The 25,878-nt window shown below is 41.6% G+C and carries 29 protein-coding genes; 28 read left to right on the top strand and 1 reads right to left on the bottom strand.

Annotated features, from left to right (window positions below):
• Window positions 1–78: 78 nt before the first annotated feature.
• The 23 genes from HMPREF9189_RS11640 (at window position 79) to gap (ending at window position 21,059) form a co-directional block, all read left to right on the top strand.
• Window positions 79–1,896, top strand: a complete 1,818-nt coding sequence (locus HMPREF9189_RS11640; protein ID WP_001220893.1) for an acyltransferase family protein — start codon at window positions 79–81, stop codon at window positions 1,894–1,896.
• Window positions 1,897–2,036: 140 nt separating this feature from the next.
• Window positions 2,037–3,188, top strand: a complete 1,152-nt coding sequence (gene nagA, locus HMPREF9189_RS11635) for an N-acetylglucosamine-6-phosphate deacetylase (RefSeq protein WP_001134445.1) — start codon at window positions 2,037–2,039, stop codon at window positions 3,186–3,188.
• Between the two features lie 154 nt (window positions 3,189–3,342).
• Window positions 3,343–3,708 carry a DUF1033 family protein gene (locus HMPREF9189_RS11630; RefSeq protein WP_000286399.1) on the top strand — a complete coding sequence of 122 codons (366 nt, stop codon included), beginning with the start codon at window positions 3,343–3,345 and terminating at the stop codon, window positions 3,706–3,708.
• A gap of 63 nt (window positions 3,709–3,771) precedes the next feature.
• Window positions 3,772–4,713, top strand: coding sequence for a competence type IV pilus ATPase ComGA (comGA, locus tag HMPREF9189_RS11625; protein WP_000249585.1), 942 nt, complete (start codon window positions 3,772–3,774; stop codon window positions 4,711–4,713).
• A complete protein-coding gene (gene comGB / locus HMPREF9189_RS11620) occupies window positions 4,661–5,677 on the top strand; it encodes a competence type IV pilus assembly protein ComGB (RefSeq protein WP_000355377.1) in 1,017 nt (338 codons plus the stop codon). The genes comGA and comGB overlap by 53 nt, the downstream gene beginning before the upstream one ends.
• A 1-nt stretch (window position 5,678) precedes the next feature.
• Window positions 5,679–6,002: a competence type IV pilus major pilin ComGC gene (gene comGC / locus HMPREF9189_RS11615; RefSeq protein WP_000735802.1), complete on the top strand. Its 324-nt coding sequence runs from the start codon at window positions 5,679–5,681 to the stop codon at window positions 6,000–6,002.
• On the top strand, window positions 5,965–6,399 hold the full coding sequence (comGD, locus tag HMPREF9189_RS11610) for a competence type IV pilus minor pilin ComGD (protein WP_001180064.1): 435 nt from the start codon (window positions 5,965–5,967) through the stop codon (window positions 6,397–6,399). The genes comGC and comGD overlap by 38 nt, the downstream gene beginning before the upstream one ends.
• Window positions 6,362–6,664, top strand: a complete 303-nt coding sequence (comGE, locus tag HMPREF9189_RS11605) for a competence type IV pilus minor pilin ComGE (protein ID WP_000413370.1) — start codon at window positions 6,362–6,364, stop codon at window positions 6,662–6,664. The genes comGD and comGE overlap by 38 nt, the downstream gene beginning before the upstream one ends.
• Window positions 6,627–7,088, top strand: a complete 462-nt coding sequence (gene comGF, locus HMPREF9189_RS11600) for a competence type IV pilus minor pilin ComGF (protein ID WP_000250709.1) — start codon at window positions 6,627–6,629, stop codon at window positions 7,086–7,088. The genes comGE and comGF overlap by 38 nt, the downstream gene beginning before the upstream one ends.
• Window positions 7,066–7,479, top strand: a complete 414-nt coding sequence (gene comGG, locus HMPREF9189_RS11595; RefSeq protein ID WP_000265653.1) for a competence type IV pilus minor pilin ComGG — start codon at window positions 7,066–7,068, stop codon at window positions 7,477–7,479. Before comGF ends, comGG begins: the two co-directional genes overlap by 23 nt.
• 32 nt (window positions 7,480–7,511) lie before the next feature.
• Window positions 7,512–8,102 (top strand): class I SAM-dependent methyltransferase, encoded by a 591-nt coding sequence (locus tag HMPREF9189_RS11590; RefSeq protein WP_000679758.1) that lies wholly within the window; start codon window positions 7,512–7,514, stop codon window positions 8,100–8,102.
• 58 nt (window positions 8,103–8,160) lie between these two features.
• Window positions 8,161–9,114, top strand: a complete 954-nt coding sequence (locus HMPREF9189_RS11585; RefSeq protein WP_000345089.1) for a class I SAM-dependent methyltransferase — start codon at window positions 8,161–8,163, stop codon at window positions 9,112–9,114.
• Window positions 9,115–9,164: 50 nt separating this feature from the next.
• Window positions 9,165–10,355: an acetate kinase gene (locus HMPREF9189_RS11580; protein ID WP_000167784.1), complete on the top strand. Its 1,191-nt coding sequence runs from the start codon at window positions 9,165–9,167 to the stop codon at window positions 10,353–10,355.
• A gap of 149 nt (window positions 10,356–10,504) precedes the next feature.
• A complete protein-coding gene (gene rnpA / locus HMPREF9189_RS11575) occupies window positions 10,505–10,876 on the top strand; it encodes a ribonuclease P protein component (protein ID WP_000748120.1) in 372 nt (123 codons plus the stop codon).
• The gene (locus HMPREF9189_RS11570) at window positions 10,851–11,678 is read left to right on the top strand and encodes a membrane protein insertase YidC (protein ID WP_000728100.1); all 828 of its coding nucleotides are present in this window, start codon (window positions 10,851–10,853) and stop codon (window positions 11,676–11,678) included. Before rnpA ends, HMPREF9189_RS11570 begins: the two co-directional genes overlap by 26 nt.
• A 14-nt stretch (window positions 11,679–11,692) precedes the next feature.
• Window positions 11,693–12,679 carry an RNA-binding cell elongation regulator Jag/EloR gene (jag, locus tag HMPREF9189_RS11565; protein WP_000242590.1) on the top strand — a complete coding sequence of 329 codons (987 nt, stop codon included), beginning with the start codon at window positions 11,693–11,695 and terminating at the stop codon, window positions 12,677–12,679.
• Between the two features lie 55 nt (window positions 12,680–12,734).
• Window positions 12,735–13,358, top strand: coding sequence for a hypothetical protein (locus HMPREF9189_RS11560; RefSeq protein WP_000910059.1), 624 nt, complete (start codon window positions 12,735–12,737; stop codon window positions 13,356–13,358).
• Window positions 13,359–13,476: 118 nt separating this feature from the next.
• Entirely contained in the window at window positions 13,477–15,453 is a 1,977-nt protein-coding gene (gene tkt, locus HMPREF9189_RS11555) for a transketolase (protein WP_000067901.1), read from the top strand.
• A gap of 117 nt (window positions 15,454–15,570) precedes the next feature.
• Window positions 15,571–15,891 carry a preprotein translocase subunit YajC gene (gene yajC / locus HMPREF9189_RS11550; protein ID WP_001069055.1) on the top strand — a complete coding sequence of 107 codons (321 nt, stop codon included), beginning with the start codon at window positions 15,571–15,573 and terminating at the stop codon, window positions 15,889–15,891.
• Between the two features lie 49 nt (window positions 15,892–15,940).
• Window positions 15,941–16,384, top strand: a complete 444-nt coding sequence (locus tag HMPREF9189_RS11545; RefSeq protein WP_002876368.1) for a low molecular weight protein-tyrosine-phosphatase — start codon at window positions 15,941–15,943, stop codon at window positions 16,382–16,384.
• On the top strand, window positions 16,371–16,784 hold the full coding sequence (locus tag HMPREF9189_RS11540) for an MORN repeat-containing protein (protein WP_000413198.1): 414 nt from the start codon (window positions 16,371–16,373) through the stop codon (window positions 16,782–16,784). The genes HMPREF9189_RS11545 and HMPREF9189_RS11540 overlap by 14 nt, the downstream gene beginning before the upstream one ends.
• A 296-nt stretch (window positions 16,785–17,080) precedes the next feature.
• On the top strand, window positions 17,081–19,732 hold the full coding sequence (adhE, locus tag HMPREF9189_RS11535) for a bifunctional acetaldehyde-CoA/alcohol dehydrogenase (RefSeq protein WP_000763991.1): 2,652 nt from the start codon (window positions 17,081–17,083) through the stop codon (window positions 19,730–19,732).
• A gap of 316 nt (window positions 19,733–20,048) precedes the next feature.
• The gene (gene gap, locus HMPREF9189_RS11530) at window positions 20,049–21,059 is read left to right on the top strand and encodes a type I glyceraldehyde-3-phosphate dehydrogenase (RefSeq protein ID WP_000260673.1); all 1,011 of its coding nucleotides are present in this window, start codon (window positions 20,049–20,051) and stop codon (window positions 21,057–21,059) included.
• 70 nt (window positions 21,060–21,129) lie between these two features.
• Here the strand turns inward: gap and HMPREF9189_RS11525 are convergent, their stop codons facing one another.
• Window positions 21,130–22,005, bottom strand: coding sequence for an RluA family pseudouridine synthase (locus HMPREF9189_RS11525; RefSeq protein WP_009755505.1), 876 nt, complete (start codon window positions 22,003–22,005; stop codon window positions 21,130–21,132).
• A gap of 86 nt (window positions 22,006–22,091) precedes the next feature.
• Here HMPREF9189_RS11525 and pbp2a point away from each other — a divergent pair, with 86 nt between their 5' ends.
• The 5 genes from pbp2a (at window position 22,092) to HMPREF9189_RS11500 (ending at window position 25,869) form a co-directional block, all read left to right on the top strand.
• Window positions 22,092–24,287: a penicillin-binding protein PBP2A gene (pbp2a, locus tag HMPREF9189_RS11520; RefSeq protein ID WP_000762591.1), complete on the top strand. Its 2,196-nt coding sequence runs from the start codon at window positions 22,092–22,094 to the stop codon at window positions 24,285–24,287.
• A 52-nt stretch (window positions 24,288–24,339) separates the two neighbouring features.
• A complete protein-coding gene (gene rpmG / locus HMPREF9189_RS11515) occupies window positions 24,340–24,492 on the top strand; it encodes a 50S ribosomal protein L33 (protein ID WP_009755504.1) in 153 nt (50 codons plus the stop codon).
• A gap of 15 nt (window positions 24,493–24,507) precedes the next feature.
• Window positions 24,508–24,684 (top strand): preprotein translocase subunit SecE, encoded by a 177-nt coding sequence (secE, locus tag HMPREF9189_RS11510; protein ID WP_000505776.1) that lies wholly within the window; start codon window positions 24,508–24,510, stop codon window positions 24,682–24,684.
• A gap of 54 nt (window positions 24,685–24,738) precedes the next feature.
• Entirely contained in the window at window positions 24,739–25,275 is a 537-nt protein-coding gene (gene nusG / locus HMPREF9189_RS11505; protein ID WP_000376728.1) for a transcription termination/antitermination protein NusG, read from the top strand.
• Between the two features lie 120 nt (window positions 25,276–25,395).
• Window positions 25,396–25,869 carry a hypothetical protein gene (locus HMPREF9189_RS11500; RefSeq protein ID WP_001049385.1) on the top strand — a complete coding sequence of 158 codons (474 nt, stop codon included), beginning with the start codon at window positions 25,396–25,398 and terminating at the stop codon, window positions 25,867–25,869.
• Window positions 25,870–25,878: the final 9 nt, after the last annotated feature.

Here is a 25,878-nt window from a genome sequence, read left to right as displayed (position 1 = left end):
TTTTTTGATAAAATAAGGTGTATTATGGAATAAAAATTAGATGTTTTTACGATCTAATTGAGTGGGGAATAAACTCGTATGCGTATTAAATGGTTTTCCTTGATTAGGATTACAGGTTTACTTTTGGTGCTCTTGTACCACTTCTTTCAAACGATCTTTCCTGGAGGCTTCTTTGGGGTAGACGTCTTTTTCACTTTTTCAGGATTTTTAATCACTTCTCTCCTTTTAGAAGAATTTGGGAAGGCACGCCAGATTGATTTACTGGGCTTTTTTAAGAGACGGTTTTACCGCATCGTACCACCTGTGGTTCTGATGGTTTTGGTGACCATGCCCTTTACCCTCTTAGTTCGCCAAGACTATGTTGCTGGAATTGGCGGTCAGATTGCGGGAGTTTTTGGTTTTATGACCAACTTCTATGAGATGTTAACAGGGGGAAGTTACGAATCCCAGTTCATTCCGCATCTCTTTGTTCACAACTGGAGTCTAGCTGTTGAGGTTCACTACTATATCCTTTGGGGCTTAGCGGTTTGGTTCTTATCGAAACGTTCAAAATCTAGTAGTCAATTGAGAGGGATGGTATTTCTCCTTTCTGCGGGAGCTTTCATCATTAGCTTTTTCTCCATGTTTATTGGTAGTCTAATGGCTAGTTCCCATTCGTCTGTCTACTTTTCAAGTTTAACCCATATCTATCCCTTCTTTTTAGGAAGTATTTTGGCGACGGTTGTGGGTGTTCGTCAGACGAGCGATTTAGTTAAGCAGTTTGATCGGACGTGGGATCTTCGTCAGAATCTACTGGTGTTTGCTGCAGGCCTCTTGGTATTAGTACTCTTGACCTTCTTTGTCAAGTTTACCTACCTGTTCGCTTATCTATTTGGTTTCTTACTGGCAAGTTTAGCGGCCGTGACCATGATTCTTGCTGCGCGTGTCTTGCATGAGAAAACGCCTGAGATACAAGAACCTCGGATCATCACATTTTTAGCGGATACCAGTTATGCGGTTTACCTCTTCCACTGGCCTTTCTATATTATCTTTTCTCAGTTGATGAGCAATCTGCCCGCTGTTATTTTAACCGTTATCTTTTCCTATTTCTTCGCTATCTTATCCTTCTATATTATTGAGCCATTGATTGCCGGTAAGACCAATGCTTTGGTTAGAAAAATCACTAAACTGCATTATATCAGACCCATTAGTGCTAGTGTTGTGGGCGTCCTTTCCTTACTTACCTTGATTATCGTAGCTATGGCTCCTCAGGTTGGAGCTTTTGAGACAGACTTGATGGTCAATGGTTTCAAGCAAGCTCAGACCAATATAGGACAAACAAAGACTCTTGCTGAACAAGCTGAAGCCAGTCGCCTGGGAATTTCTGAGGGAACGAGTCTGATTGGGGATTCAGTGACTTTACGTGCTAATACAGCCTTAAAAGAGGCACTTCCTGATGCAAATATCAATGCCCAGGTTAGTCGAACGACCAAGCAAGCCAATGACATCATGCTCAATAATAGCCAGAACAAGGCGCTTTTAAAAACAGTTGTCATTGCAACGGGGGTCAACAATCCCGAAGGCTATAAGAATGATTTGGACAGCATCGTGAACAATCTACCGAAAGGACACCATCTGATACTGGTGACACCTTATGAGGGAGACAAGAGCAAGGACACTTATGCATCAGTGGAGCAGTATGCGGCTTATGCGAGAGAATTAGCTGAAAAGAATCCATATGTGAGCATCGCTGACTGGAATAAGGTCGCTAAGGAACACCCTGAAATCTGGGCTGGAACTGACCAAGTCCACTTTGGAAATGATAGCAACATGATTGAAGAAGGTGCTAAACTTTACGCAGAGACGATTGCAGCTGCTGTTAAGGCCGCTCAAGAACTACCTGTGAAATCAAAATAAAATCAAAGAGTTGGAGATATCCAGCTCTTTTAAAATATCTCTAGAAAATAGGTCTATACCATTTACAAATGAAAAAGAAAGGTTTATAATGTAATTGACATAATAAATTCTAGAATCAATCTATCAAGGAGGTTATCATTATGCCTAATTATATTAAAGCGGATCAGTTTTTCTACCCACACGGAGTTCGTCGTGGCGGTTACTTAGAACTTGTGGATGGCAAGTTTGGAAAACATGTAGAACAGATTCCTGAAGGAGCTGAGGTGATTGACTATACCGGTTATAGCATTGCACCAGGACTTGTGGATACCCACATTCATGGATTTGGCGGTGTGGATGTCATGGATAATAACATTGAAGGAACCCTTCATACTATGAGTGAAGGTCTACTTAGCACAGGAGTCACCAGTTTCTTGCCAACGACGTTGACTTCCTCTTACGAGCAGTTGCTTGCGGTAACTGAAAATATCGGTGCTCGTTACCAGGAAGCAAGTGGAGCCAAGATTCGTGGGATCTATTTTGAAGGGCCTTATTTCACAGAGAAATACAAGGGAGCCCAAAACCCTGCCTACATGAAAGACCCTCGTATGGATGAGTTTCGTGCTTGGCAAAAAGCTGCCAATGGCTTGCTCAATAAAATCGCCCTTGCGCCAGAACGCGAAGGTGTAGAAGACTTTGTTCGTACAGTTACGGGCGAAGGAGTGACTGTTGCTCTTGGACACTCAAATGCGACTTTTGATGAAGCTAAAAAAGCAGTTGATGCTGGAGCAAGCGTTTGGGTACATGCCTACAATGGGATGCGTGGGTTGACTCACCGTGAGCTCGGTATGGTGGGAGCCATGTATGAATTGCCACATACTTACGCTGAATTGATTTGTGATGGTCACCACGTAGATCCAAAGGCCTGTGACATTTTGCTCAAGCAAAAAGGAACTGAAAATATTGCTCTCATCACAGACTGTATGACAGCGGGTGGCTTGGAAGACGGCGACTACATGTTGGGAGAATTCCCAGTAGTTGTTGCCAATGGAACTGCACGCCTCAAATCGACAGGCAATTTGGCAGGTTCTATCCTCAAACTCAAAGACGGTTTGAAGAATGTGGTCGAATGGGGCATTGCGAATCCGCATGAAGCAGTCATGATGGCCAGCTTCAACCCAGCAAAATCTGTTCACATTGATGATGTCTGTGGACAAATCCGTGAAGGCTACGATGCCGACTTTATCGTACTAGATAAAGATTTGGAATTGGTAGCAACCTACCTAGATGGTGTGAAACGTTATCAAGCCTAAGAAGATAAAAAATAGGGGTCAATAAGGGACTCCTATTTTTATTATCAGATGAAAATAATAGGATTAAAGAAATTTCTAATGGGGGAAACAAGCAAAATCCTTTTCTTGTATTAAAAAATTAGATATAATATACGGTACAAAGGAAGTAGTAAGAATGTATCGTGTTATAGAAATGTATGGGGATTTTGAACCGTGGTGGTTCATAGAAGGTTGGGAAGAAGATGTCATCATGAGTCAATCTTTTGACAAGTACTATGATGCTCTAAAATATTATAAATCATGCTGGTTTGAGCTGGAAAAGAAGAATCCTCTTTATAAGAGTCGGAGTGATTTGATGACTATTTTTTGGGATCCTGCTGATCAGCGCTGGTGTGATGAGTGTGATGAGTATTTGCAACAGTACCATTCTTTGGCACTTTTGCAGGATGAGCAAGTCATCCCCGATGAAAAGCTACGTCCAGGCTACGAAAAACAAACAGGTCAAGAAAAACACCGTTCTTGCCGTATGAAATGGAGATAAAAAAGTAACTTTTTAAGTTGCTTTTTTTATTTTTTTTGCGAATAGTTAGATAAGGAGGGCGATATGGTACAAGAAATTGCACAGAAAATTATTGCTACTGCGAAAGAAAAGAAGGCTCAGGATATCTATTTTATCCCCAAGGAAAAGTCCTACGAGCTTCACATGCGGGTTGGAGACGAACGGTGTCTAGTTGACTCCTATGAGTTTGATGTTTTAGCTGCTGTGATTAGTCATTTTAAATTTGTGGCGGGTATGAACGTAGGAGAGAAGAGGCGTAGTCAGCTGGGGTCTTGCGACTATCAGCATGGGGAGAAGAAGTCTTCTCTGCGTTTGTCTACCGTGGGAGATTATCGGGGATATGAGAGTTTGGTCATTCGTTTGTTGCACGATGAGGAACAGGACCTGCATTTCTGGTTTCAGGATATGAACAAACTGGGTGAGCAGTACAGGCAACGGGGGCTCTACCTTTTTGCGGGTCCAGTTGGAAGTGGCAAGACGACCTTGATGCACGAATTAGCCAAGTCTCTGTTTAAAGGACAGCAGGTTATGTCCATTGAAGATCCTGTCGAGATCAAGCAGGACGACATGCTCCAGTTGCAGTTGAATGAGGCGATTGGATTGACCTATGAAAATCTGATCAAACTGTCTCTTCGGCATCGTCCTGACCTCTTGATTATCGGTGAAATTCGTGACAGCGAGACAGCGCGTGCAGTGGTCAGAGCCAGTTTGACAGGGGCGACAGTTTTTTCAACCATTCATGCCAAGAGTATCCGAGGTGTTTATGAACGCCTTCTGGAGTTGGGTGTGACGGAGGAGGAACTAGCAGTTGTCTTGCAAGGCGTCTGCTACCAGAGATTAATTGGGGGAGGAGGAATCGTTGACTTTGCAAACAAAGACTATCAAGAACACCAGCCAACTAGCTGGAATGAACAGATTGACCAGCTTCTTAAAGATGGACATATCACAAGTCTTCAGGCTGAAATGGAAAAAATTAGCTACAGCTAAGCAGAAGAAAATCATCACTTTGTTTAACAACCTCTTCTCCAGTGGCTTTCATTTGGTGGAAATTATTTCTTTTTTGGGCAGAAGTGCCCTGATGGAAAAGGACTATGTGGCCCAGATGCACCAAGGCTTGTCTCAGGGGAAATCCTTTTCAGAGATGATGGACAGCTTGGGCTTTTCAAGTGCTATTGTGACCCAATTATCTCTAGCTGAAGTACATGGAAATCTTCACCTGAGTTTGGGAAAGATAGAAGAATATCTGGATAATTTGGCCAAGGTCAAGAAAAAGTTAATCGAAGTGGCGACTTATCCTCTGATTTTGCTGGGATTTCTCCTGCTAATCATGCTGGGGTTGAGAAATTATTTGCTACCTCAACTGGACAGTAGCAATATCGCCACTCAAATCATCGGCAATCTGCCACAAATTTTTCTGGGACTAGTGCTGGTTTGCTCTCTGTCTCTACTTTTATCCCTCACTTTCTACAAAAGAAGTTCCAAGATGCGAGTCTTCTCTATGTTAGCACGGATTCCCTTTCTGGGAATCTTTGTCCAGACCTATCTGACAGCCTATTATGCGCGTGAATGGGGCAATATGATTTCGCAGGGAATGGAGCTGATGCAGATTTTTCAGATCATGCAGGAACAGGGTTCACAGCTCTTTAAAGAAATCGGTCAAGATCTGGCTCAAGCCCTGCAAAATGGCCGCGAATTTTCTCAAACCATAGCGACCTATCCTTTCTTTAAAAAGGAGTTGAGTCTCATCATCGAGTATGGGGAAGTCAAGTCCAAGCTGGGGAGTGAGTTGGAAATCTATGCAGAAAAAACTTGGGAAGCCTTTTTTACCCGAGTCAACCGCACCATGAACTTAGTACAGCCACTGGTTTTTATCTTTGTGGCCCTGATTATCGTTTTACTTTATGCGGCAATGCTTATGCCCATGTATCAAAATATGGAGGTAAATTTTTAAAATGAAAAAACTCATGACAAATTTAAAAAAAGCCAAGGTTAAAGCTTTCACTTTGGTAGAGATGTTAGTGGTCTTGCTCATCATCAGCGTTCTTCTCTTGCTCTTTGTGCCCAATTTGACCAAGCAAAAGGATGCCGTAGATGACAAAGGAAAAGCTGCTGTTGTTAAGGTGGTGGAAAGTCAGGCAGAACTCTATAGTCTGGATAAGAATGAAGATGCGAGTCTAAGTAAATTACAGGCCGACGGCCGTATCACAGCTGAGCAAGCTAAGGCTTATAAAGAATACCATGCAAAACAAAAAACAAGTCAAACTGTTGCGGATTAAGGCCTTTACCATGCTGGAAAGTCTCTTGGTTTTGGGACTTGTAAGTATGATTGCCTTGGGCTTGTCCGGTTCTGTCCAGTCCACTTTTGCAGCGGTAGAGGAGCAGATTTTCTTTATGGAGTTTGAAGAACTCTATCGGGAAACACAAAAACGTAGCGTAGCCAGTCAGCAAAAGACCAGCTTGAACTTAGATGGACAGACCATTAGTAATGGCAGTCAAAAGTTGACAGTTCCTAAAGGAATTCAGGCACCATCAGGACAAAGCATTATATTTGACCGAGCTGGGGGCAATTCATCCCTGGCTAAGGTTGAATTTCAGACCAGCAAAGGAGTGATTCGCTATCAATTATATCTAGGAAATGGAAAAATTAAACGCATTAAGGAAACTAAAAATTAAGGCGGTGATCTTACTAGAAGCAGTAGTAGCTTTGGTTGTGTTTGCCAGCATTGCGACCCTTCTTTTGGGACAAATTCAGAAAAATAGGCAGGAAGAGGCAGAAATCTTGCAAAAAGAAGAAGTCTTACGTGCGGCTAAGATGGCTCTGCAGACAGGTCAAAATCAGGTAAACATAAACGGAGTGGAGATTCAGGTGTTTTCTAGTGAAAAAGGAGTGGAGGTCTATCATGGTTCAGAGAAGTTACTCGACCTTAAAGAACGGTAAGGTAAGAGCGTTCACTCTATTAGAATCCCTGATTGCCCTTATTGTCATCAGCGGGGGCTTGCTCCTCTTTCAGGCTATGAGTCAGCTCCTCATTTCAGAAGTTCGTTACCAGCAGCAAAGCGAGCAAAAGGAGTGGCTCTTGTTTGTGGATCAGCTGGAGGCAGAGTTAGAGCGTTCGCAGTTTGAAAAGGTAGAAGGCAATCGCCTCTACATGAAACAGGATGGTAAGGATATCTCTATAGGTAAGTCTAAATCGGATGATTTTCGAAAAACGGATACCAGCGGACGGGGCTACCAACCTATGGTTTATGAACTTAAATCAGCTCAAATTACAGAGGAAAATCAATTGGTTCACTTTCGTTTCCAATTTCAAAAGGGCTTAGAAAGGGAGTTCATCTATCGTGTGGAAAAAGCAAAAAGTTAAGGCAGGCGTTCTCCTATACGCAGTCACTATGGCAGCCATTTTTAGCCTTTTGTTGCAGTTTTATTTGAATCGGCAGGTCGCCCATCACAAAGACTATACCCTAAACAAAGAGAAGTTGGCTGCTTTTGCCATGGCTAAACGAAGCAAAGATAAGGCTGAGCAAGAAAGTGGTGAACGAGTCTTTAACTTAGGAAAGGTCACGTATCACAATACGAAAACAGATTTTGTAACAAGTGTTCGTATGAATAAGGGCAACTATGAATTTCTCTTTCCTTCGATGAAAGCCAAGGAAAAGAAAACAGCTAAAAAGGAAGAGGTGGCGACTGATTCAAGCAATCAAGCAGGGAAGAAAAAATCAGAAGAAAAGCCTGAAAAGAAAGACAAATCCTAGTCAATTCAACTTCTTTGTGCTAAACTAAAAACATGAAACACGATTTTAATCACAAAGCAGAAACCTTTGATTCCCCTAAAAATATCTTCCTTGCAAACTTGATTTGTCAAGCAGTTGAAGCACAGATTGATTTTCTATCAGACAAGGAAATATTGGACTTCGGTGGTGGGACGGGTCTGTTAGCCTTGCCTCTAGCTAAGCAAGCCCAGTCGGTTACCCTTGTAGACATCTCGGAGAAAATGCTGGAGCAAGCCCGTTTGAAAGCAGAGCAACAAGACATCAAGAATATCCAGATTTTGGAGCAGGATTTACTGGCAAATCCCTTGGAACAGCAATTTGACCTGATTGTTGTCAGTCGGGTTCTTCATCATATGCCTGATCTAGATGCAACTCTTGCCATGTTTTACCATCACCTTAGGGAGAATGGACAGGTCCTCATTGCTGATTTTGTCAAGACAGATACCAACCACCATGGTTTTGAATTGCCTGAACTGGAAACCAAACTCGACCAGTTTGGTTTTTCGAGCATTGACAGTCAGATCCTCTATAGTGCTGAAGGTCTTTTCCTAGGAAATTACGCAGAGCTCTTTTTAACTGTAGCCCAAAAATCACTCGCTGACTAAAGCAGTGATTTTTTCTCTTCAGATGGAAAAAATAGGGGAATTTTGATAAGATAGGAATATGGATTTTGAAAAAATTGAACAAGCTTATACGTATTTACTAGAGAATATCCAAGTCATCCAAAGTGATTTGGCAACCAACTTTTATGATGCCTTGGTAGAGCAAAATAGTATCTACCTAGATGACGAGACTGAGCTAGAGCAGGTCAAGGAGAACAATCAAGCCCTTAAGCGCTTAGCGCTTCGCAAGGAAGAGTGGCTCAAGACCTACCAGTTTCTCTTGATGAAGGCAGGACAAACGGAGCCTTTACAGGCCAATCACCAGTTTACACCGGATGCCATTGCCCTCCTATTGGTACTTGTTGTAGAAGAGTTGTTTGGACAAGAGGAAATTAGCATCCTCGAAACGGGTTCTGGTATGGGGATTTTGGGGGCTACTTTCTTGACTTCTCTTGCTAAAAAAGTAGATTACTTGGGAATCGAAGTGGATGATTTGCTAATTGATCTGGCAGCCAGTATGGCAGATGTGATTGGTTTGCAGGCTGGTTTTGTTCAAGGAGACGCCGTTCGTCCGCAAATGCTTAAAGAAAGCGACGTGGTCATCAGCGATTTGCCTGTTGGCTATTACCCAGACGATGCCATCGCTTCGCGCTATCAAGTGTCTTCTAGTCAAGAGCATACCTATGCCCATCATTTGCTGATGGAACAAGGCCTCAAGTACCTTAAGTCAGATGGCTATGCTATTTTTCTAGCTCCGAGTGATTTATTGACCAGTCCTCAAAGTGATTTGTTAAAAGGGTGGCTCAAAGACGAAGTGAGTCTGGCTGCTATCATCGCTCTGCCAGAGGATATTTTCTCAACTGCAAGCCAAGCTAAAAGTATTTTTGTCTTACAGAAGAAAAGAGACAAGGAAATAGAACCCTTTGTTTACCCTCTTACTAGCTTGCAAGATCCGTCAGTTTTGTTTACCTTTAAAGAAAATTTTCAAAATTGGAGCAAAGGTACTGAAATATAAAAGAGATTTTGTTATAATAGATGAAAACGCTTAAAAAGAGGTATCATCTTATGACAAAAACAATTGCAATCAATGCAGGAAGCTCAAGCTTGAAATGGCAACTTTATCAAATGCCTGAAGAGAAAGTTTTGGCTAAAGGCTTGATTGAACGTATTGGATTGAAAGATTCAATTTCAACAGTAAAATTTGACGGTCGTTCGGAGCAACAAATTCTTGATATCGAAGACCATACACAAGCCGTTAAAATTTTATTGGATGACTTGATTCGTTTTGACATCATCAAAGGGTACGACGAGATTACAGGTGTCGGACACCGCGTCGTTGCAGGTGGTGAATATTTCAAGGAATCAACAGTTGTTGAGGGAGATGTGATAGAAAAAGTTGAGGAGTTGGGACTCTTGGCTCCTCTTCACAATCCAGCTAACGCAGCTGGAATTCGTGCATTTAAGGAACTGCTTCCAGATATTACCAGTGTTGTTGTATTTGATACTTCATTCCACACAACCATGCCAGAAAAGGCTTATCGCTACCCTCTACCAACTAAATACTACACAGAAAACAAGGTTCGTAAATATGGTGCCCACGGGACAAGCCACCAGTTTGTCGCAGGAGAAGCAGCGAAACTTTTGGGCCGTCCTCTAGAAGATTTGAAATTGATTACCTGCCATATTGGTAATGGGGCTTCTATCACAGCTGTTAAGGGTGGGAAGTCTGTGGATACTTCTATGGGATTCACACCACTTGGCGGTGTGATGATGGGAACTCGTACAGGAGATATTGACCCTGCTATCATCCCTTATCTCATGCAATATACAGAGGATTTCAATACCCCAGAAGATATTAGCCGCGTTCTCAATCGTGAATCAGGGCTCATGGGAGTTTCTAGTCAGTCAAGCGATATGCGTGATGTGATTGCTGCCATGGAAGCAGGAGACCATAATGCGACTTTGGCTTATGAAATGTATGTTGATCGTATCCAAAAACATATCGGCCAGTACCTTGCAGTCCTAAATGGAGCAGATGCGATTATCTTCACAGCAGGTATCGGTGAAAATGCAGCAGATTTCCGTGAGGATGTCATTTCAGGTATCTCTTGGTTTGGTTGTGATGTGGATCCAGAAAAGAATGTCTTTGGTGTAACGGGAGACATCTCAACTGACGCAGCGAAAATCCGTGTCTTGGTTATTCCAACAGATGAAGAATTAGTGATTGCACGCGATGTTGAGCGCTTGAAAAAATAAGTAAATACACGTAAAATTTGATTGTGAAAAGAAGTTGGGAAAGAGATTTTCCAGCTTTTTTTATGTAGAAAATGTCTAAAACCTTGCTGTTATTGGCTTTTTTAAAAAATATGGTATAATAGTAGTAATTTAATAGATGGAGTTGAGTTTTGAAGAAAAGCTTTCGTGTAAAAAGAGAGAAAGATTTTAAGGCGATTTTCAAGGACGGAACAAGTTTTGCCAATCGAAAATTTGTTGTCTACCAATTGGAAAACCAGCAAAACCATTTTCGAGTAGGACTGTCCGTCAGCAAAAAGCTGGGGAATGCAGTTACCAGAAATCAAATTAAGAGACGAATCCGACACATTCTACAAAGTGTAAAAGGGAGTTTAGTAGAGCATGTCGATTTTGTCGTGATTGCCCGAAAAGGGGTGGAAACCTTGGAATATGCAGAGATGGAGAAAAACCTACTCCACGTATTAAAGTTATCAAAGATTTATCAGGAAGGAAATGGGAGTGAAAAAGAAACTACAGTTGACTAGTTTGTTGGGCTTGTCCTTGTTTATCATGACGGCCTGTGCAACAAATAGTACAGCTAACGATATAACAGCGGATTCGACAGATTTTTGGAGTAAATTCGTCTATTTTTTTGCTGAAATTATCCGCTTTTTGTCCTTTGACATTAGTATCGGAGTGGGGATTATCCTCTTCACAATCTTGATCCGGACGATTTTATTGCCAGTCTTTCAGACACAGATGGTTGCCTCTAGAAAAATGCAAGAGGCTCAACCACGCATCAAGGCTTTGCGAGAGCAATATCCGGGTCGTGATATGGAAAGTAGAACCAAGCTAGACCAAGAGATGCGGAAGGTCTATAAGGAATTGGGGATCAAGCATTCATCCTCTCTCTGGCCAATTTTAATACAAATGCCGGTTCTCTTGGCGCTCTTTCAAGCCTTGAGTCGAGTAGATTTTTTGAAAACAGGTCACTTTTTATGGATTAATTTGGGAGGAGTAGATACAAGTTTTGTCCTTCCAATTTTGGCAGCAGTCTTTACCTTCTTGAGTAGCTGGTTATCGAATAAAGCTTTGTCCGAAAAAAGTGGGGCTACGACAGGGATGATGTATGGTATGCCTATATTGATCTTTGTTTTTGCCATCTCCGCCCCAAGCGGTGTAGCCTTGTACTGGGCTGTATCTAATGCTTATCAAGTTCTGCAAACCTATTTCTTGAACAATCCTTTCAAGATTATTGCTGAAAGAGAAGCAGTGGCACAAGCAGAAAAAGATTTAGAAGGTAAGAAGAGAAAAGCCTTGAAAAAAGCACAGAAAAAGAAAAAATAAGGGGGAATCTTGTAATGGTATTATTTACAGGTTCAACGGTTGAAGAAGCAATCCAAAAAGGATTGAAAGAATTAGACATTCCAAGAATGAAGGCCCACATCAAGGTCGTTTCGAAAGAGAAAAAAGGGTTCTTAGGCTTGTTTGGTAAGAAGCCAGCTCAAGTTGATATCGAAGCGATTAGTGAAACGACAGTGATCAAAGCCAATCAGCAGGCCATTAAAGGGGTTCCAAAAGAAGTTAATGAAAAAAATGAACCCGTGAAAACAGTAAGTGAAGCAACTGTTGATTTGGGACATGTAGTTGAAGTCATCAAGAAGATTGAAGAAGAAGGTCAAGGTGTCTCTGAAGAGGTCAAGGCTGAAATCCTGAAAAATGAAAAGCATGCCAGCACGATTTTGGAAGAAACAGGTCATATTTCAATTTTAAATGAACTTCAAGCAGAAGATGCTACTGAGGAAGTTAAGCCTGCTCCAGAAAAAGAAGCTGAAACGCAAGAAGTAGCGAGCCAATCGTTGGAAGATTTGGGCTTAAAAGTAGAGCCAAGTTATGATACCGAACAAGTGGCAACAGAAGTAGCTAGCTACGTTCAAACCATTGTGGATGATATGGATGTTGAAGGTACGATTTCGAGCGACTACAATCGTCGTACCATCAATCTTCAAATTGACACCAATGAACCAGGTCGTATTATCGGCTATCACGGAAAAGTCTTGAAAGCTCTTCAACTGTTAGCGCAAAATTACCTTTACAATCGCTATTCGAGAACGTTCTACATCACAATCAATGTCAATGATTACGTTGAACACCGTGCAGAAGTCTTGCAAACCTACGCTCAAAAATTGGCGACTCGCGTTTTAGAAGAAGGACGTAGCCAACAAACAGATCCAATGTCAAATAGCGAACGCAAGATTATCCATCGCATTATTTCACGCATGGATGGCGTGACGAGTTACTCTGAAGGTGACGAGCCAAATCGCTATGTTGTCGTAGATGCAGAATAAGCAAAGCAAAATCAGGTTCATCCTGATTTTTTGCTAGGAAAGGAAAGATTCAGATATGCTGAAAGCAGTTAGAGAATATCTATCATTTGCAGGGGTCCAGTATCGTAATCCTGATAAAGCTGGTGATGAAAGAGAAAAGATGCTGGAATTGCGTCACAAAGGCCAAGAGGCTCGGAAGTCTTTTACAGAATTGGCCAAAACCTTTCAAGCAAGTCATTCAGAATGGCAACTCCAACAGACTAGCCAGTGGATGAATCAAGCACAACGCTTAAGGCCACATTTCTGGGCCTATCTACAGAGAGACGGACAAGTGACAGAACCTATGATGGCTCTTCGTTTGTATGGAACACCTGCTGACTTTGGGATTTCTTTGGAAGTCAGTTTCATCGAGCGAAAGAAAGATGAACAGACCTTAGACAAGCAAGCCAAGGTTTTAGAGCTTCCAGCGGTAGAAGGAATTTATTATCTAGTCTACTCAAATGGAGAAAGTCATAAGGTGGAGGCTACTGAGGAGAATCGCCGTACTTTACGAGAGAAGCTGAGAAATCAAGAAGTTCGTAAAGTCTTAGTCAAGTCAGATGTTTCCTTCATTGAAAATCAGTCAGTAGAAGCGATATTGGAGGAGCTAGAAGACGCTTATACTCGTTTGCTCCCGTACTATGAAGTGACGAGAGGATAGACAAATCAAATGTGTTAGATGAACGCAAATTGTTTTATTGCTATTCTATGCATTTTTTCATATAATAGAAAAATAGGATGTGTGATTCATTAATCACCTCAAAGAGAAAGGAAATTCTATGTCAAATCTATCTGTTAATGCAATTCGTTTTCTAGGTATTGACGCCATTAACAAAGCAAACTCAGGTCACCCAGGGGTGGTTATGGGGGCTGCTCCAATGGCCTATAGCCTCTTTACAAAACAACTTCGTATCAATCCTGCTCAACCAAACTGGATCAACCGCGACCGCTTTATTCTTTCAGCAGGTCACGGCTCTATGCTTCTTTATGCCCTTCTTCACCTTTCTGGTTTTGAAGATGTTAGCATGGATGAAGTCAAGAACTTCCGCCAATGGGGTTCAAAAACACCAGGTCACCCAGAATTTGGCCATACTGCAGGGGTTGACGCTACAACTGGTCCTCTAGGACAAGGGATTTCTACTGCTACTGGTTTTGCCCAAGCAGAACGTTTCCTTGCAGCCAAATATAACCGCGAAGGCTTCAATATCTTTGACCACTATACTTATGTGATCTGTGGCGACGGAGATTTGATGGAAGGTGTTTCAAGCGAGGCAGCTTCATACGCAGGTTTGCAAAAACTCGACAAGTTGGTTGTTCTTTATGATTCAAATGACATTAACTTGGATGGTGAGACAAAAGATTCCTTCACAGAAAGTGTTCGTGACCGTTACAATGCCTACGGTTGGCACACAGCCTTGGTTGAAGATGGGACAGACTTGGAAGCAATCCATGCTGCTATCGAAACAGCTAAAGCTTCAGGAAAACCATCTTTGATTGAAGTGAAGACTGTTATTGGATACGGTTCTCCAAACAAACAAGGAACTAATGCTGTACACGGTGCTCCTCTTGGAGCAGATGAAACTGCGGCTACTCGCCAAGCTCTTGGTTGGGACTATGAACCATTTGAAATCCCAGAGCAAGTTTATGCTGATTTCAAAGAAAATGTTGCAGACCGTGGCGCATCAGCTTATCAAGCTTGGACAAATTTAGTTGCAGATTATAAAGAAGCTCACCCAGAACTGGCTGCAGAAGTAGAAGCTATTATCGACGGACGTGATCCAGTTAAAGTTACTCCAGCAGACTTCCCAGCTCTAGAAAACGGCTTCTCTCAAGCCACTCGTAATTCAAGTCAGGATGCTTTGAACGTTGTTGCTGCCAAGTTACCAACTTTCTTAGGTGGATCAGCTGACCTTGCTCACTCAAACATGACTTATATCAAAACGGACGGACTTCAAGACGACGCTAATCGCTTGAACCGCAACATTCAGTTTGGTGTTCGTGAATTTGCAATGGGAACGATCTTGAACGGGATGGCCCTTCACGGTGGACTTCGTGTATACGGTGGTACTTTCTTCGTCTTCTCTGACTATGTGAAGGCGGCTGTCCGCTTGTCAGCCTTACAAGGACTTCCTGTGACTTATGTCTTTACCCACGATTCGATCGCAGTTGGTGAAGATGGTCCAACTCACGAACCGGTTGAACACTTAGCGGGTCTTCGTGCTATGCCAAATCTCAATGTTTTCCGCCCAGCAGATGCGCGTGAAACTCAAGCAGCTTGGTACCTTGCGGTGACAAGTGAAAAAACACCAACTGCTCTTGTCTTGACACGTCAAAACTTGACTGTTGAAGAAGGGACGGACTTTAATAAAGTTGCAAAAGGTGCCTATGTTGTCTATGAAAATGCAGTAGATTTTGACACGATCTTGATTGCGACAGGTTCAGAGGTCAATCTAGCTGTTGCAGCTGCCAAAGAATTGGCTAGTCAAGGCGAAAAAGTCCGTGTAGTCAGCATGCCATCTACAGATGTCTTTGACGCACAAGACGCAGCATACAAGGAAGAAATCCTTCCAAATGCAGTTCGCCGTCGTGTTGCAGTTGAAATGGGTGCAACTCAAAACTGGTACAAATATGTTGGTTTAGATGGTGCAGTTCTCGGTATTGATACTTTCGGAGCATCTGCACCAGCACCAAAAGTATTGGAAGAGTACGGATTTACGGTAGAAAATCTAGTCAAAGTCGTTCAAAACTTGAAATAATTGCAGAAATCAGAGTGAAAACTCTGATTTTTTATAACCATAAAAACAAGGTACAACCTTGTAAAAGTAGCTGAAATTTGATATAGTAGTCCTATGTAAAAGACAAAGGAGAAAACAATGAATCCAAATATTACTTTTTTAATCATGCTTGTAGGTATGATGGCCTTGATGTTCTTTATGCAACGTTCTCAAAAGAAACAAGCTCAAAAGCGTATGGAAAGCTTGAACAAGCTTCAAAAAGGCTATGAAGTTATTACAATTGGCGGCCTTTACGGAACAGTGGATGAAGTAGACACTGAGAAGAGAACAATCGTACTTGATGTAGATGGCGTTTATTTGACTTTTGAATTGGCTGCTATCAAGACAGTGTTGCCACTCAAAGAAGCTGTGACACCAGAAGGAACAGTTGTTGACGAAGGCGGAGCAATCGAAGAATAAAACGGGACCTGTCACTCCCGTTTTTCTATGAAGTGAGAGGAAAAGAGGGATGAGAAAAATAGTATTTGTTTGCTTAGGAAACATCTGCCGTAGCCCCATGGCAGAGTTTGTGATGAAATCCATGACGAGCGATTACCAGATTGAGAGTCGTGCGACTTCGTCTTGGGAACATGGTAATCCGATTCATAAGGGAACGCAAGGGATTTTCCAGCAATATCAGATTCCTTATGACAAAGACAAAACATCACTCCAGGTTCGTAGAGAAGATTTTGAGTCATTTGATTACATTATCGGGATGGATGCTTCAAACGTTTCAGATCTGCGTCAAATGTGTCCTCAGGAACTACAGCATAAGATCTACCCTTTTGCATCTGAAAGTGTTCCAGATCCTTGGTATACAGGAGATTTTGAGGAAACCTATGCTCGCATCACAAGTGGCTGTAAAAGCTGGCTAGATCGATTAGAAAATGAGAGTGACAATGGAAAAGCTTAAACAAATCTATGAAAAGTATAGAGTTTACCTAACTCGCCCTAGGCTAGAGTTCATTGCAGTAGTCGTAATTGCACTCTGTGCTCTTTCGGTATTTCTACTAAATACACCCAAAAAGGGTGTCCTGACACTTGATGGTGGTGCACTTGTTTATGATGGTACCCTGGTGCGAGGGAAAATGAATGGTCAGGGGACCATGACCTTTGAAAATGGGGACCAATATACAGGTGATTTCAATAATGGAGCCTTTAATGGAAAAGGAACGTTCCAATCAAAAGATGGCTGGAAATACGAAGGTGATTTTGTAAATGGCCAGGCTGAAGGTCAAGGAAAGTTGACGACAGAGCAAGAAGTTGTCCATGAAGGAACCTTTAAACAAGGCGTTTTCCAACAAAAACAGTAGTCTCCAAGTTAGGAGGCTATTTTTCAAAACCGGAAAGAAAACGCTTTCTGTGCTTGGATTCGATAACTAACTATCAACTAGAAAAAACTTTGTGAAATAAAAAAATTTTCTCCATAATTTCACAATCATCCAGTCAAAACTCTATTGAACAGGGATATTGAGAAAAAAATCACAATCTTAGAAAATTTCTTTGTGAAATGCTTATGAAACTGTTTACAAAGTATAAAAAAAGAGTTATAATGAACTTGTGAAAAAATTAACAAAGGATAACATCCTTAAAGGCTATGGAGGATAATATGGCTGATAAAAAAACAGTAACACCAGAGGAAAAACAACTTGCTGCTGAAAAGCATGTCGACGGTCTCGTGAAAAAAGCCTTGGTTGCGCTTGATGAAATGCGCAAGTTGAACCAAGAGCAAGTTGACTACATCGTAGCAAAAGCGTCTGTTGCAGCACTTGATGCGCACGGTATCCTTGCACAACACGCAGTTGAAGAAACTGGTCGTGGTGTATTTGAAGATAAGGCGACAAAAAATCTATTTGCCTGTGAACACGTAGTGAACAATATGCGTGGAGTTAAAACAGCTGGAGTTATCGAAGATGATCCAATTACAGGTTTGACGAAGATTGCGGAGCCGGTCGGAGTTATTTGTGGTATCACTCCAACAACAAACCCAACTTCAACAGCGATTTTTAAATCACTCATTGCTTTGAAGACACGTAACCCAATTGTTTTCGCCTTCCACCCATCAGCTCAAGAATCTTCTGCTCATGCTGCACAAATCGTTCGTGATGCAGCCATCGCAGCCGGTGCACCTGAAAACTGTGTTCAATGGATTACAGAGCCATCTATGGAAGCAACTGGGGCACTTATGAACCATGAAGGTGTTGCGACTATCCTCGCAACTGGTGGGAATGCTATGGTTAAAGCTGCATACTCATGTGGAAAACCAGCTCTTGGGGTAGGTGCCGGAAACGTTCCTGCCTATGTAGAAAAATCTGCTGACCTTCGTCAAGCTGCTCATGACATCGTTATGTCAAAATCATTTGATAATGGGATGGTCTGTGCATCAGAACAAGCCGTTATCATTGATAAAGAAGTGTATGACGAATTTGTAGAAGAATTCAAATCATACCATACTTACTTTGTAAACAAGAAAGAAAAAGCACTTCTTGAAGAATTCTGTTTCGGCGTGAAAGCAAACAGCAAAAACTGTGCAGGTGCTAAACTAAACGCAAACATCGTTGGTAAACCAGCAGCATGGATTGCTGAACAAGCAGGATTTAGCGTTCCAGAAGGAACAAACATCTTGGCTGCAGAATGTGCAGAAGTAGGACCAAAAGAACCATTGACTCGTGAAAAATTGTCACCAGTTATCGCTGTCCTAAAAGCTGAAGATACAGAAGACGGTCTTAAAAAAGCTCGTCAAATGGTTGAGTTTAACGGACTTGGTCACTCAGCAGCTATCCATACAAAAGACGAAGCTCTTGTTAAACGCTTTGGTACAGAAATCAAAGCAATGCGTATTATCTGGAACTCTCCATCTACTTTCGGTGGTATCGGTGACGTATACAATGCCTTCATCCCATCATTGACACTTGGATGTGGTTCATATGGACACAACTCAGTCGGTGATAACGTGAGTGCGATCAACCTTCTAAACATCAAGAAAGTAGGGAAACGTAGAAATAATATGCAATGGTTTAAAGTTCCTTCAAAAATTTACTTCGAACGCAATTCTATCCAATACCTTCAAACTTGCGAAGGTATCGAACGTGTCATGATTGTTACCGATAAATCAATTGAAAAACTCGGTTTTGTACAACGTGTGATTGACCAATTGAATCTTCGTAAAAACAAAGTCACGATTCAAGTCTTCTCAGATGTTGAACCAGATCCAGATATCACAACAGTTCGTCGTGGTGTTGAAGTAATGCGTTCGTTTGAACCAGACACTATCATTGCCCTTGGTGGTGGTTCACCAATGGATGCAGCTAAAGGTATGTGGATGTTCTATGAACAGCCAGACGTTGACTTCGGTGACCTCGTTCAAAAATTCATGGATATCCGCAAACGTGCCTTCAAATTCCCATCACTTGGTAAGAAAGCACAATATATCGGTATTCCAACAACATCTGGTACAGGTTCAGAAGTAACACCGTTTGCAGTTATCTCTGACAAGGCAAACAACCGGAAATACCCAATCACTGACTACGCTTTGACACCAACCATTGCAATTGTTGACCCTGCTTTGGTAGAATCTGTTCCAGCATTTATTGCTGCTGACACAGGTATGGATGTCTTGACACACGCAACTGAAGCTTATACTTCTAACTTTGCTAATGACTATACAGATGGTATTGCTCTTCAAACCATCAAGTTAGTCTTCAAATACTTGGAGAAATCTGTAAAAACAGCTGACCCAGAAGCCCGTGAAAAGATGCATAATGCCTCTACAATGGCTGGTATGGCCTTTGCAAATGCCTTCCTTGGAATGAGTCACTCAATGGCGCATAAGATTGGTGCTGTTCACCACACCATTCACGGACGTACAAATGCTATTTTACTTCCTTATGTTATCCGTTATAATGGAACTCGTCCATCTAAAACTACAACATGGCCTAAGTACAATTACTGGAAAGCTGATGAAAAATTCCAAGATATTGCTCGTATGCTAGGTCTTCCTTGCTCAACACCAGAAGAAGCGGTTGAAGCTTATGCCAAAGCAGTTTACGATCTTGGTGAAGCAGTTGGAATCACAATGAACTTCAAAGGCTTTGGTATCGATGAAAAAACTTGGAAAGACAGCTTGCATGAGATTGCCTTACTTGCTTACGAAGACCAATGTTCACCTGCAAACCCACGCTTACCAATGGTAGCTGACATGGAAGAAATCATGGCAGATGCTTACTATGGTTATAAAGAACGTCCAGGACGTCGTAAATAATCGTTTATCAGCCTAGAGGCAGGAGAAATCCTGTCTCTTTTTTGTGAACTCAGATAGACTTGGAATTAAGGTTGAGTGTGAAAATGGAGATAATATACGGACATTATAAAAGATTGTAGGGATATATTTAAAAATTAAAGAATAAGTGAATGAAAAGGAGTGGAAAAGTAGAAAAGTAAGAGAGAAAATCGACGCCCGTACTTGCAATTAAACTCAAATAGTTATATAATAGGTTTGTTGAAAGGTGATTTGTAGTGATTCAAGTTACTCTTTTCACAATAAAATTTTCATGATTTTCATAAGGAGGAAATCACTAATGGTAGTTAAAGTTGGTATTAACGGTTTCGGACGTATTGGTCGTCTTGCTTTCCGCCGTATCCAAAACGTAGAAGGTGTTGAAGTTACTCGCATCAACGACCTTACAGATCCAGTGATGCTTGCACACTTGTTGAAATACGATACAACTCAAGGTCGTTTCGACGGTACTGTAGAAGTTAAAGAAGGCGGATTTGAAGTTAACGGTAAATTCGTTAAAGTTTCTGCTGAACGTGATCCAGAACAAATCGACTGGGCTAACGACGGTGTAGAAATCGTTCTTGAAGCAACTGGTTTCTTTGCTACTAAAGCAGCTGCTGAAAAACACTTGCACGCTGGTGGTGCTAAGAAAGTTGTTATCACTGCTCCTGGTGGATCAGATGTTAAAACAGTTGTATTTAACACTAACCATGACATTCTTGATGGTACAGAAACAGTTATCTCAGGTGCTTCATGTACTACAAACTGTTTGGCTCCAATGGCTAAAGCTCTTCATGACAACTTCGGTATCGTTGAAGGTTTGATGACTACTATCCACGGTTACACTGGTGACCAAATGGTTCTTGATGGACCACACCGTAAAGGTGACCTTCGCCGTGCTCGTGCTGCTGCAGCTAACATCGTTCCTAACTCAACTGGTGCTGCTAAAGCAATCGGTTTGGTTATCCCTGAATTGAACGGTAAATTGGACGGAGCTGCTCAACGTGTTCCTGTTCCAACAGGTTCTGTAACTGAATTGGTAGCAGTTCTTGATAAGAACGTTACTGTTGATGAAGTAAACGCAGCTATGAAAGCAGCTTCTAACGAATCATACGGTTACACTGAAGATCCAATCGTATCTTCTGATATCGTAGGTATGTCATTCGGTTCATTGTTTGACGCAACTCAAACTAAAGTTCTTGACGTTGACGGTAAACAATTGGTTAAAGTTGTTTCATGGTATGACAACGAAATGTCTTACACTTCACAACTTGTTCGTACTCTTGAATACTTTGCAAAAATCGCTAAATAATTCTTGAGTCGACAAAAAAGCAAGGCTTTCTGGCCTTGCTTTTTTGTATATATAAGAATAGATGATAATGTCATCCATTCTTTTTTAATTCTTTTTCAAAAGTATCCGATAGAGCAGTGAAACTCAATTTTTCTAAGGTGAGTGGATGGGTAAAAGAAAGGCGAAAAGCATGAAGCATAAGCCGACTTGTTTTTGATTTACTATTATAGAGAGGATCGCCCAAGATAGGATGCTTATGATGAGAAAGGTGAATACGGATCTGATGCGTTCGACCGGTCTTTAGCTTACAACGAACCAGAGAAGTCTTGTTTGGAAATTGCTTTAATCGACTTACCTGTGTTTCAGCATGTTGCCCATTTTTGGGATCCACCACTCGTTTTCTGCGATCGTGTCGATCACGACCGATTTTATCTCGGAAGACAAGTTCTTTACTCTCTACTCGTCCTTCTACGAGTGCCCAGTACTCGCGAGCGATTTCTTTTTTCTCCAACAAGCGATTGAGAATGGGAAGAATAAAAGGGTTCTTAGCAAAAAGCACTAGCCCGCTGGTTTCCATATCTAGACGATGAACGACATAGCAAGTTTGTCCAACGTAGGCAGAGATATGATTGAGAAGGGCGATTTCGTTTGGTTGATTACCGTGAGTTTTCATACCCTCAGGTTTGTTGACGACAATAAGATGTTGGTCCTGATAAACTTCTTGAACGAGGTCTGGATTTCCCCAAAGTATTTCCTTTTTGGGATAATCTTCCTCGTCAAAAGTCAATTGGCAAATATCCCCTGATTTCACCATCTCGTTCCAGTGAACTTCTTCGTGGTTAATTAAGATGTTCTTCTTGGTTCTCAAAAAGTGACGGATTTTTCTAGGGATGAGGAGTTGTTCCTCTAGAAATTGTTTGACCGTCATTTGAGGCAGGGATTCGGGTAATGTAAATATGAATTGCATACAGATATTGTAACAAAAAAAGCCCTATTTGGATAGGGAGTAGCTAAATTCTTGAGTTCCCATGGTGAAGATGATAAAATAAACGCATGAAATTAGATAAATTATTTGAGAAGTTTCTTTCTCTCTTTAAAAAAGAAACGAATGAATCGGCGGAGTCGGATTCTACTAGTATGCGTCGTTCTCGGAGCGATAGAAAAAAATTGTCACAAGTAGGGGCAATTCGAAAATTTTGGCGTCGCTATCATCTGACAAAGATTGTCATCATTTTAGGGTTAAGTGCAGGTTTGCTAGTAGGAACCTACCTATTTGCGATAGCCAAGTCTACCAATGTCAATGACTTACAAAATGCCCTAAAAACCCGAACTCTGATTTTTGACCGCGAAGAAAAAGAGGCAGGAGCCCTATCCGGTCAAAAGGGGACCTATGTTGAGCTGGCAGATATCAGCAAAGACTTGCAGAATGCTGTTGTCGCGACAGAGGACCGTTCCTTCTATAAAAATGATGGGATTAACTACGGTCGTTTCTTTCTAGCCATCCTTACAGCAGGTCGTTCTGGAGGGGGGTCTACCATCACTCAACAGTTGGCGAAAAATGCCTATCTTTCCCAGGACCAGACCGTTGAACGGAAGGCCAAGGAGTTTTTCCTTGCCTTAGAGTTGACAAAGAAATACAGCAAGGAGCAAATCCTTACTATGTACCTCAATAACGCCTACTTTGGAAATGGGGTATGGGGTGTTGAAGATGCGAGTAAGAAATATTTCGGTGTATCGGCTTCACAACTAACGCTTGATCAGGCGGCCACTCTAGCAGGGATGCTCAAGGGACCAGAATTGTATAATCCATTAAATTCTGTTGAAACTTCAACCAATCGTAGGGATACTGTTTTGCAAAATATGGTTGCAGCGGGTTATATTGATAAAAATCAAGAGACCGAAGCAGCTGGAACAGATATGGCTTCTCAACTGCAAGATAAGTATGAAGGGAAGGTTTCAGATTATCGTTATCCGTCCTATTTTGATGCAGTTGTCAACGAAGCGGTTTCCAAGTACAATCTCACAGAAGAAGAGATTGTCAACAACGGCTATCGAATCTATACAGAACTTGACCAAAACTACCAAGCCAACATGCAGGTTGTTTACGAAAACACCTCACTATTTCCAAAGGCAGAAGACGGAACACACGCCGAATCAGGTAGTGTTGCTTTAGAGCCTAAAACAGGTGGGGTGCGTAGCGTTGTTGGCCACGTAGCTGGCGATGACAAACCAGGCTTCCGCAATTTCAACTATGCCACTCAGTCTAAGCGTAGCCCGGGCTCAACCATTAAACCTTTAGTCGTTTATACACCTGCAGTAGAAGCAGGATGGGCCTTAAACAAGCAACTGGATAATCATACGATGCAGTACGATAGTTATCAAGTGGATAATTATGCGGGCATTAAGACATCTCCAGAAGTACCTATGTATCAGGCTTTGGCTGAATCACTCAATTTACCGGCAGTTGCGACTGTAAATGCATTAGGTATTGACAAAGCTTTTGACGCTGGGGAGAGATTTGGCCTGAATATGGAAAATGTTGATCGAGTTCTTGGAGTCGCTCTCGGTGGAGGCGTAGAGACGAATCCCCTCCAGATGGCGCAAGCCTATGCAGCCTTTGCTAATGAAGGTCTGATGCCTGAAGCGCATTTTATCACTCGTATTGAAAATGCCAGTGGCCAGGTCATCAAGAGTCATAAAAATTCCCAAAAACGAGTGATTGATAAGTCGGTAGCCGATAAAATGACCAGCATGATGCTAGGAACATTTACCAATGGTACAGGAATTAGTTCGTCGCCAACAGATTATGTTATGGCTGGAAAGACAGGTACTACTGAGGCTGCTTTTAATTCAGTATATACTAGTGACCAGTGGGTGATTGGCTATACTCCAGATGTGGTAATTACCCACTGGCTCGGTTTCCCGACGACGGATGAAAACCATTATCTGGCAGGTTCGACATCAAATGGAGCAGCCCACGTCTTTAGAAGTATGGCTAATACTATTTTGCCTTACACTCCAGGTAGCACCTTTACAGTTGAGAATGCTTATAAACAAAATGGGATTGAACCAGAAAATACTAAAAAACAAGCTATTGAAAATGAGGCAAACCAGTCGGAGGATCCGATAGCAGATATTCGTAGTCGTGCACAAAATCTTGTAGATGAAGCGGGACGTGCGATTTCAGAAGCTAAGATAAAAGAAAAAGCCCAGACAATATGGGACTCATTCCTTAATCTATTTCGTTAAGAGGCTTGTCAAAGCCTAGGTTTCTTGTTATAATAGATAAGATGGAGGTGTTATGGCACTAAAAAAAGCAAGCCTAGCTTGTGCAGTTTGCGGTTCAAGGAATTACTCAATCAAAACTAGTGGGAACCCCAAGCCAACACGACTAGAAGTAAATAAATTTTGTAAACATTGTGGGAAATATACGACACATAGAGAAACGAGATAGGAGAGAACGAGAACGATGGGTTTTATTAAGGATATTTTTAAACTTCTTAAAGAAACAACGTGGCCAACTCGCAAGGAAAGCTGGAGAGATTTTCGCTCTATTATGGAATACACAGCCTTCTTTGTGGTCATCATTTACATTTTTGACCAGTTGATTGTTTCAGGTTTGATTCGATTTATTAACATTTTTTAGAAGAAAGGCGGAGAACTTCTGCTAGTTTCTTCTTCTATTATGAAAGGAAATATCATGGATAGTTTTGACAAAGGATGGTTTGTTCTACAAACTTATTCTGGCTATGAAAATAAGGTAAAAGAAAATCTATTGCAACGTGCACAAACGTATAACATGTTGGATAATATTCTACGCGTTGAGATTCCAACACAAACCGTGCAAGTTGAGAAAAATGGAAAGAAAAAAGAAATTGAAGAGAATCGCTTTCCGGGTTATGTCCTTGTAGAAATGGTCATGACCGATGAAGCATGGTTCGTTGTTCGAAATACACCAAACGTAACAGGATTCGTCGGATCCCACGGTAACAGATCAAAACCAACTCCGCTATTGGAACAAGAAATCCGTGATATTCTGGTTTCAATGGGACAAACTGTTCAAGAGTTTGATATTGACGTTGAAGTTGGTCAGACTGTCCGCATCATTGATGGCGCTTTTGCAGACTACACAGGTAAAATTACCGAAATTGATAACAATAAAGTGAAGATGATTATCTCTATGTTTGGTAATGATACGATTGCAGAAGTAAACCTAAACCAAATTGCAGAATTATAATCCCAGAGAGGCCTTGCCTCTCTTTTTATGTGCCGTTGAGAGAGAAAGAAGTATAGAATAGAGGAAATAGATTCATGGGTTCGTGCATTTTGCTAAACTAAATGCAGAAAGGAGAGGTCTATGAATCTGAAAGAACTATACGAAGAAACGAAGGGGATCGTCCATAAGTGTCGCAAAGATTATCATCTACATCTGTGGGAGAAAGAGGACTGGGACCAGGAGGGGATGCTGTGCCTCTATGAGCTGGTCAGTCACCATCCAGAGTTGCTAGTGGGTGAACGACACCGACTATATGTCTGCTTTAAAACCAAATTCCGCAATCGTATCCTAGACTACATCCGTAAACAGGAAAGTCACAAGCGCCGTTTCGACAAAGAACCCTATGAGGAGGTGAGCGAAATCAGCCATCGCCTAGGAGAAAAAGGACTGAGACTGGATGATTACTATCTCTTTCATGAACTTCTAAGGAATTACAAGGCAAGTCAGAGTAAAGAAAAACAAGAACAACTTGACCGTCTAATGGGAGGAGAATGTTTCAAAGGACGCAAGGCACTTCTAGGAGAATTGAGAGTGGTATTGAGTGATTTTGGATAAAATGAAAAT

The organism is Streptococcus sp. oral taxon 071 str. 73H25AP (assembly GCF_000146755.1).
Taxonomy (GTDB): Bacteria; Bacillota; Bacilli; order Lactobacillales; family Streptococcaceae; genus Streptococcus; species Streptococcus oralis_T.
The sequence above is the reverse complement of the archived record's forward strand: the minus strand, read 5'-3'. Positions and strand labels throughout refer to the sequence as shown.

Excerpts from the sequence above, each read along its gene's own strand:
- HMPREF9189_RS11585 (WP_000345089.1), top strand. The coding sequence starts at position 8,161 with ATGGATTTTGAAAAAATTGAACAAGCTTATACGTATTTACTAGAGAAT.
- HMPREF9189_RS11590 (WP_000679758.1), top strand. The coding sequence starts at position 7,512 with ATGAAACACGATTTTAATCACAAAGCAGAAACCTTTGATTCCCCTAAA.
- nagA (WP_001134445.1), top strand. The coding sequence starts at position 2,037 with ATGCCTAATTATATTAAAGCGGATCAGTTTTTCTACCCACACGGAGTT.
- HMPREF9189_RS11630 (WP_000286399.1), top strand. The coding sequence starts at position 3,343 with ATGTATCGTGTTATAGAAATGTATGGGGATTTTGAACCGTGGTGGTTC.
- HMPREF9189_RS11560 (WP_000910059.1), top strand. The coding sequence starts at position 12,735 with ATGCTGAAAGCAGTTAGAGAATATCTATCATTTGCAGGGGTCCAGTAT.
- HMPREF9189_RS11500 (WP_001049385.1), top strand. The coding sequence starts at position 25,396 with ATGAATCTGAAAGAACTATACGAAGAAACGAAGGGGATCGTCCATAAG.
- yajC (WP_001069055.1), top strand. The coding sequence starts at position 15,571 with ATGAATCCAAATATTACTTTTTTAATCATGCTTGTAGGTATGATGGCC.
- pbp2a (WP_000762591.1), top strand. The coding sequence starts at position 22,092 with ATGAAATTAGATAAATTATTTGAGAAGTTTCTTTCTCTCTTTAAAAAA.
- adhE (WP_000763991.1), top strand. The coding sequence starts at position 17,081 with ATGGCTGATAAAAAAACAGTAACACCAGAGGAAAAACAACTTGCTGCT.
- HMPREF9189_RS11540 (WP_000413198.1), top strand. The coding sequence starts at position 16,371 with ATGGAAAAGCTTAAACAAATCTATGAAAAGTATAGAGTTTACCTAACT.
- comGB (WP_000355377.1), top strand. The coding sequence starts at position 4,661 with ATGGACATATCACAAGTCTTCAGGCTGAAATGGAAAAAATTAGCTACA.
- HMPREF9189_RS11545 (WP_002876368.1), top strand. The coding sequence starts at position 15,941 with ATGAGAAAAATAGTATTTGTTTGCTTAGGAAACATCTGCCGTAGCCCC.
- tkt (WP_000067901.1), top strand. The coding sequence starts at position 13,477 with ATGTCAAATCTATCTGTTAATGCAATTCGTTTTCTAGGTATTGACGCC.
- comGF (WP_000250709.1), top strand. The coding sequence starts at position 6,627 with ATGGTTCAGAGAAGTTACTCGACCTTAAAGAACGGTAAGGTAAGAGCG.
- secE (WP_000505776.1), top strand. The coding sequence starts at position 24,508 with ATGGGTTTTATTAAGGATATTTTTAAACTTCTTAAAGAAACAACGTGG.
- comGD (WP_001180064.1), top strand. The coding sequence starts at position 5,965 with ATGCAAAACAAAAAACAAGTCAAACTGTTGCGGATTAAGGCCTTTACC.
- nusG (WP_000376728.1), top strand. The coding sequence starts at position 24,739 with ATGGATAGTTTTGACAAAGGATGGTTTGTTCTACAAACTTATTCTGGC.
- HMPREF9189_RS11640 (WP_001220893.1), top strand. The coding sequence starts at position 79 with ATGCGTATTAAATGGTTTTCCTTGATTAGGATTACAGGTTTACTTTTG.
- HMPREF9189_RS11525 (WP_009755505.1), bottom strand. The coding sequence starts at position 22,005 with ATGCAATTCATATTTACATTACCCGAATCCCTGCCTCAAATGACGGTC.
- comGC (WP_000735802.1), top strand. The coding sequence starts at position 5,679 with ATGAAAAAACTCATGACAAATTTAAAAAAAGCCAAGGTTAAAGCTTTC.
- gap (WP_000260673.1), top strand. The coding sequence starts at position 20,049 with ATGGTAGTTAAAGTTGGTATTAACGGTTTCGGACGTATTGGTCGTCTT.
- rpmG (WP_009755504.1), top strand. The coding sequence starts at position 24,340 with ATGGCACTAAAAAAAGCAAGCCTAGCTTGTGCAGTTTGCGGTTCAAGG.
- comGE (WP_000413370.1), top strand. The coding sequence starts at position 6,362 with ATGGAAAAATTAAACGCATTAAGGAAACTAAAAATTAAGGCGGTGATC.
- jag (WP_000242590.1), top strand. The coding sequence starts at position 11,693 with ATGGTATTATTTACAGGTTCAACGGTTGAAGAAGCAATCCAAAAAGGA.
- HMPREF9189_RS11580 (WP_000167784.1), top strand. The coding sequence starts at position 9,165 with ATGACAAAAACAATTGCAATCAATGCAGGAAGCTCAAGCTTGAAATGG.
- comGA (WP_000249585.1), top strand. The coding sequence starts at position 3,772 with ATGGTACAAGAAATTGCACAGAAAATTATTGCTACTGCGAAAGAAAAG.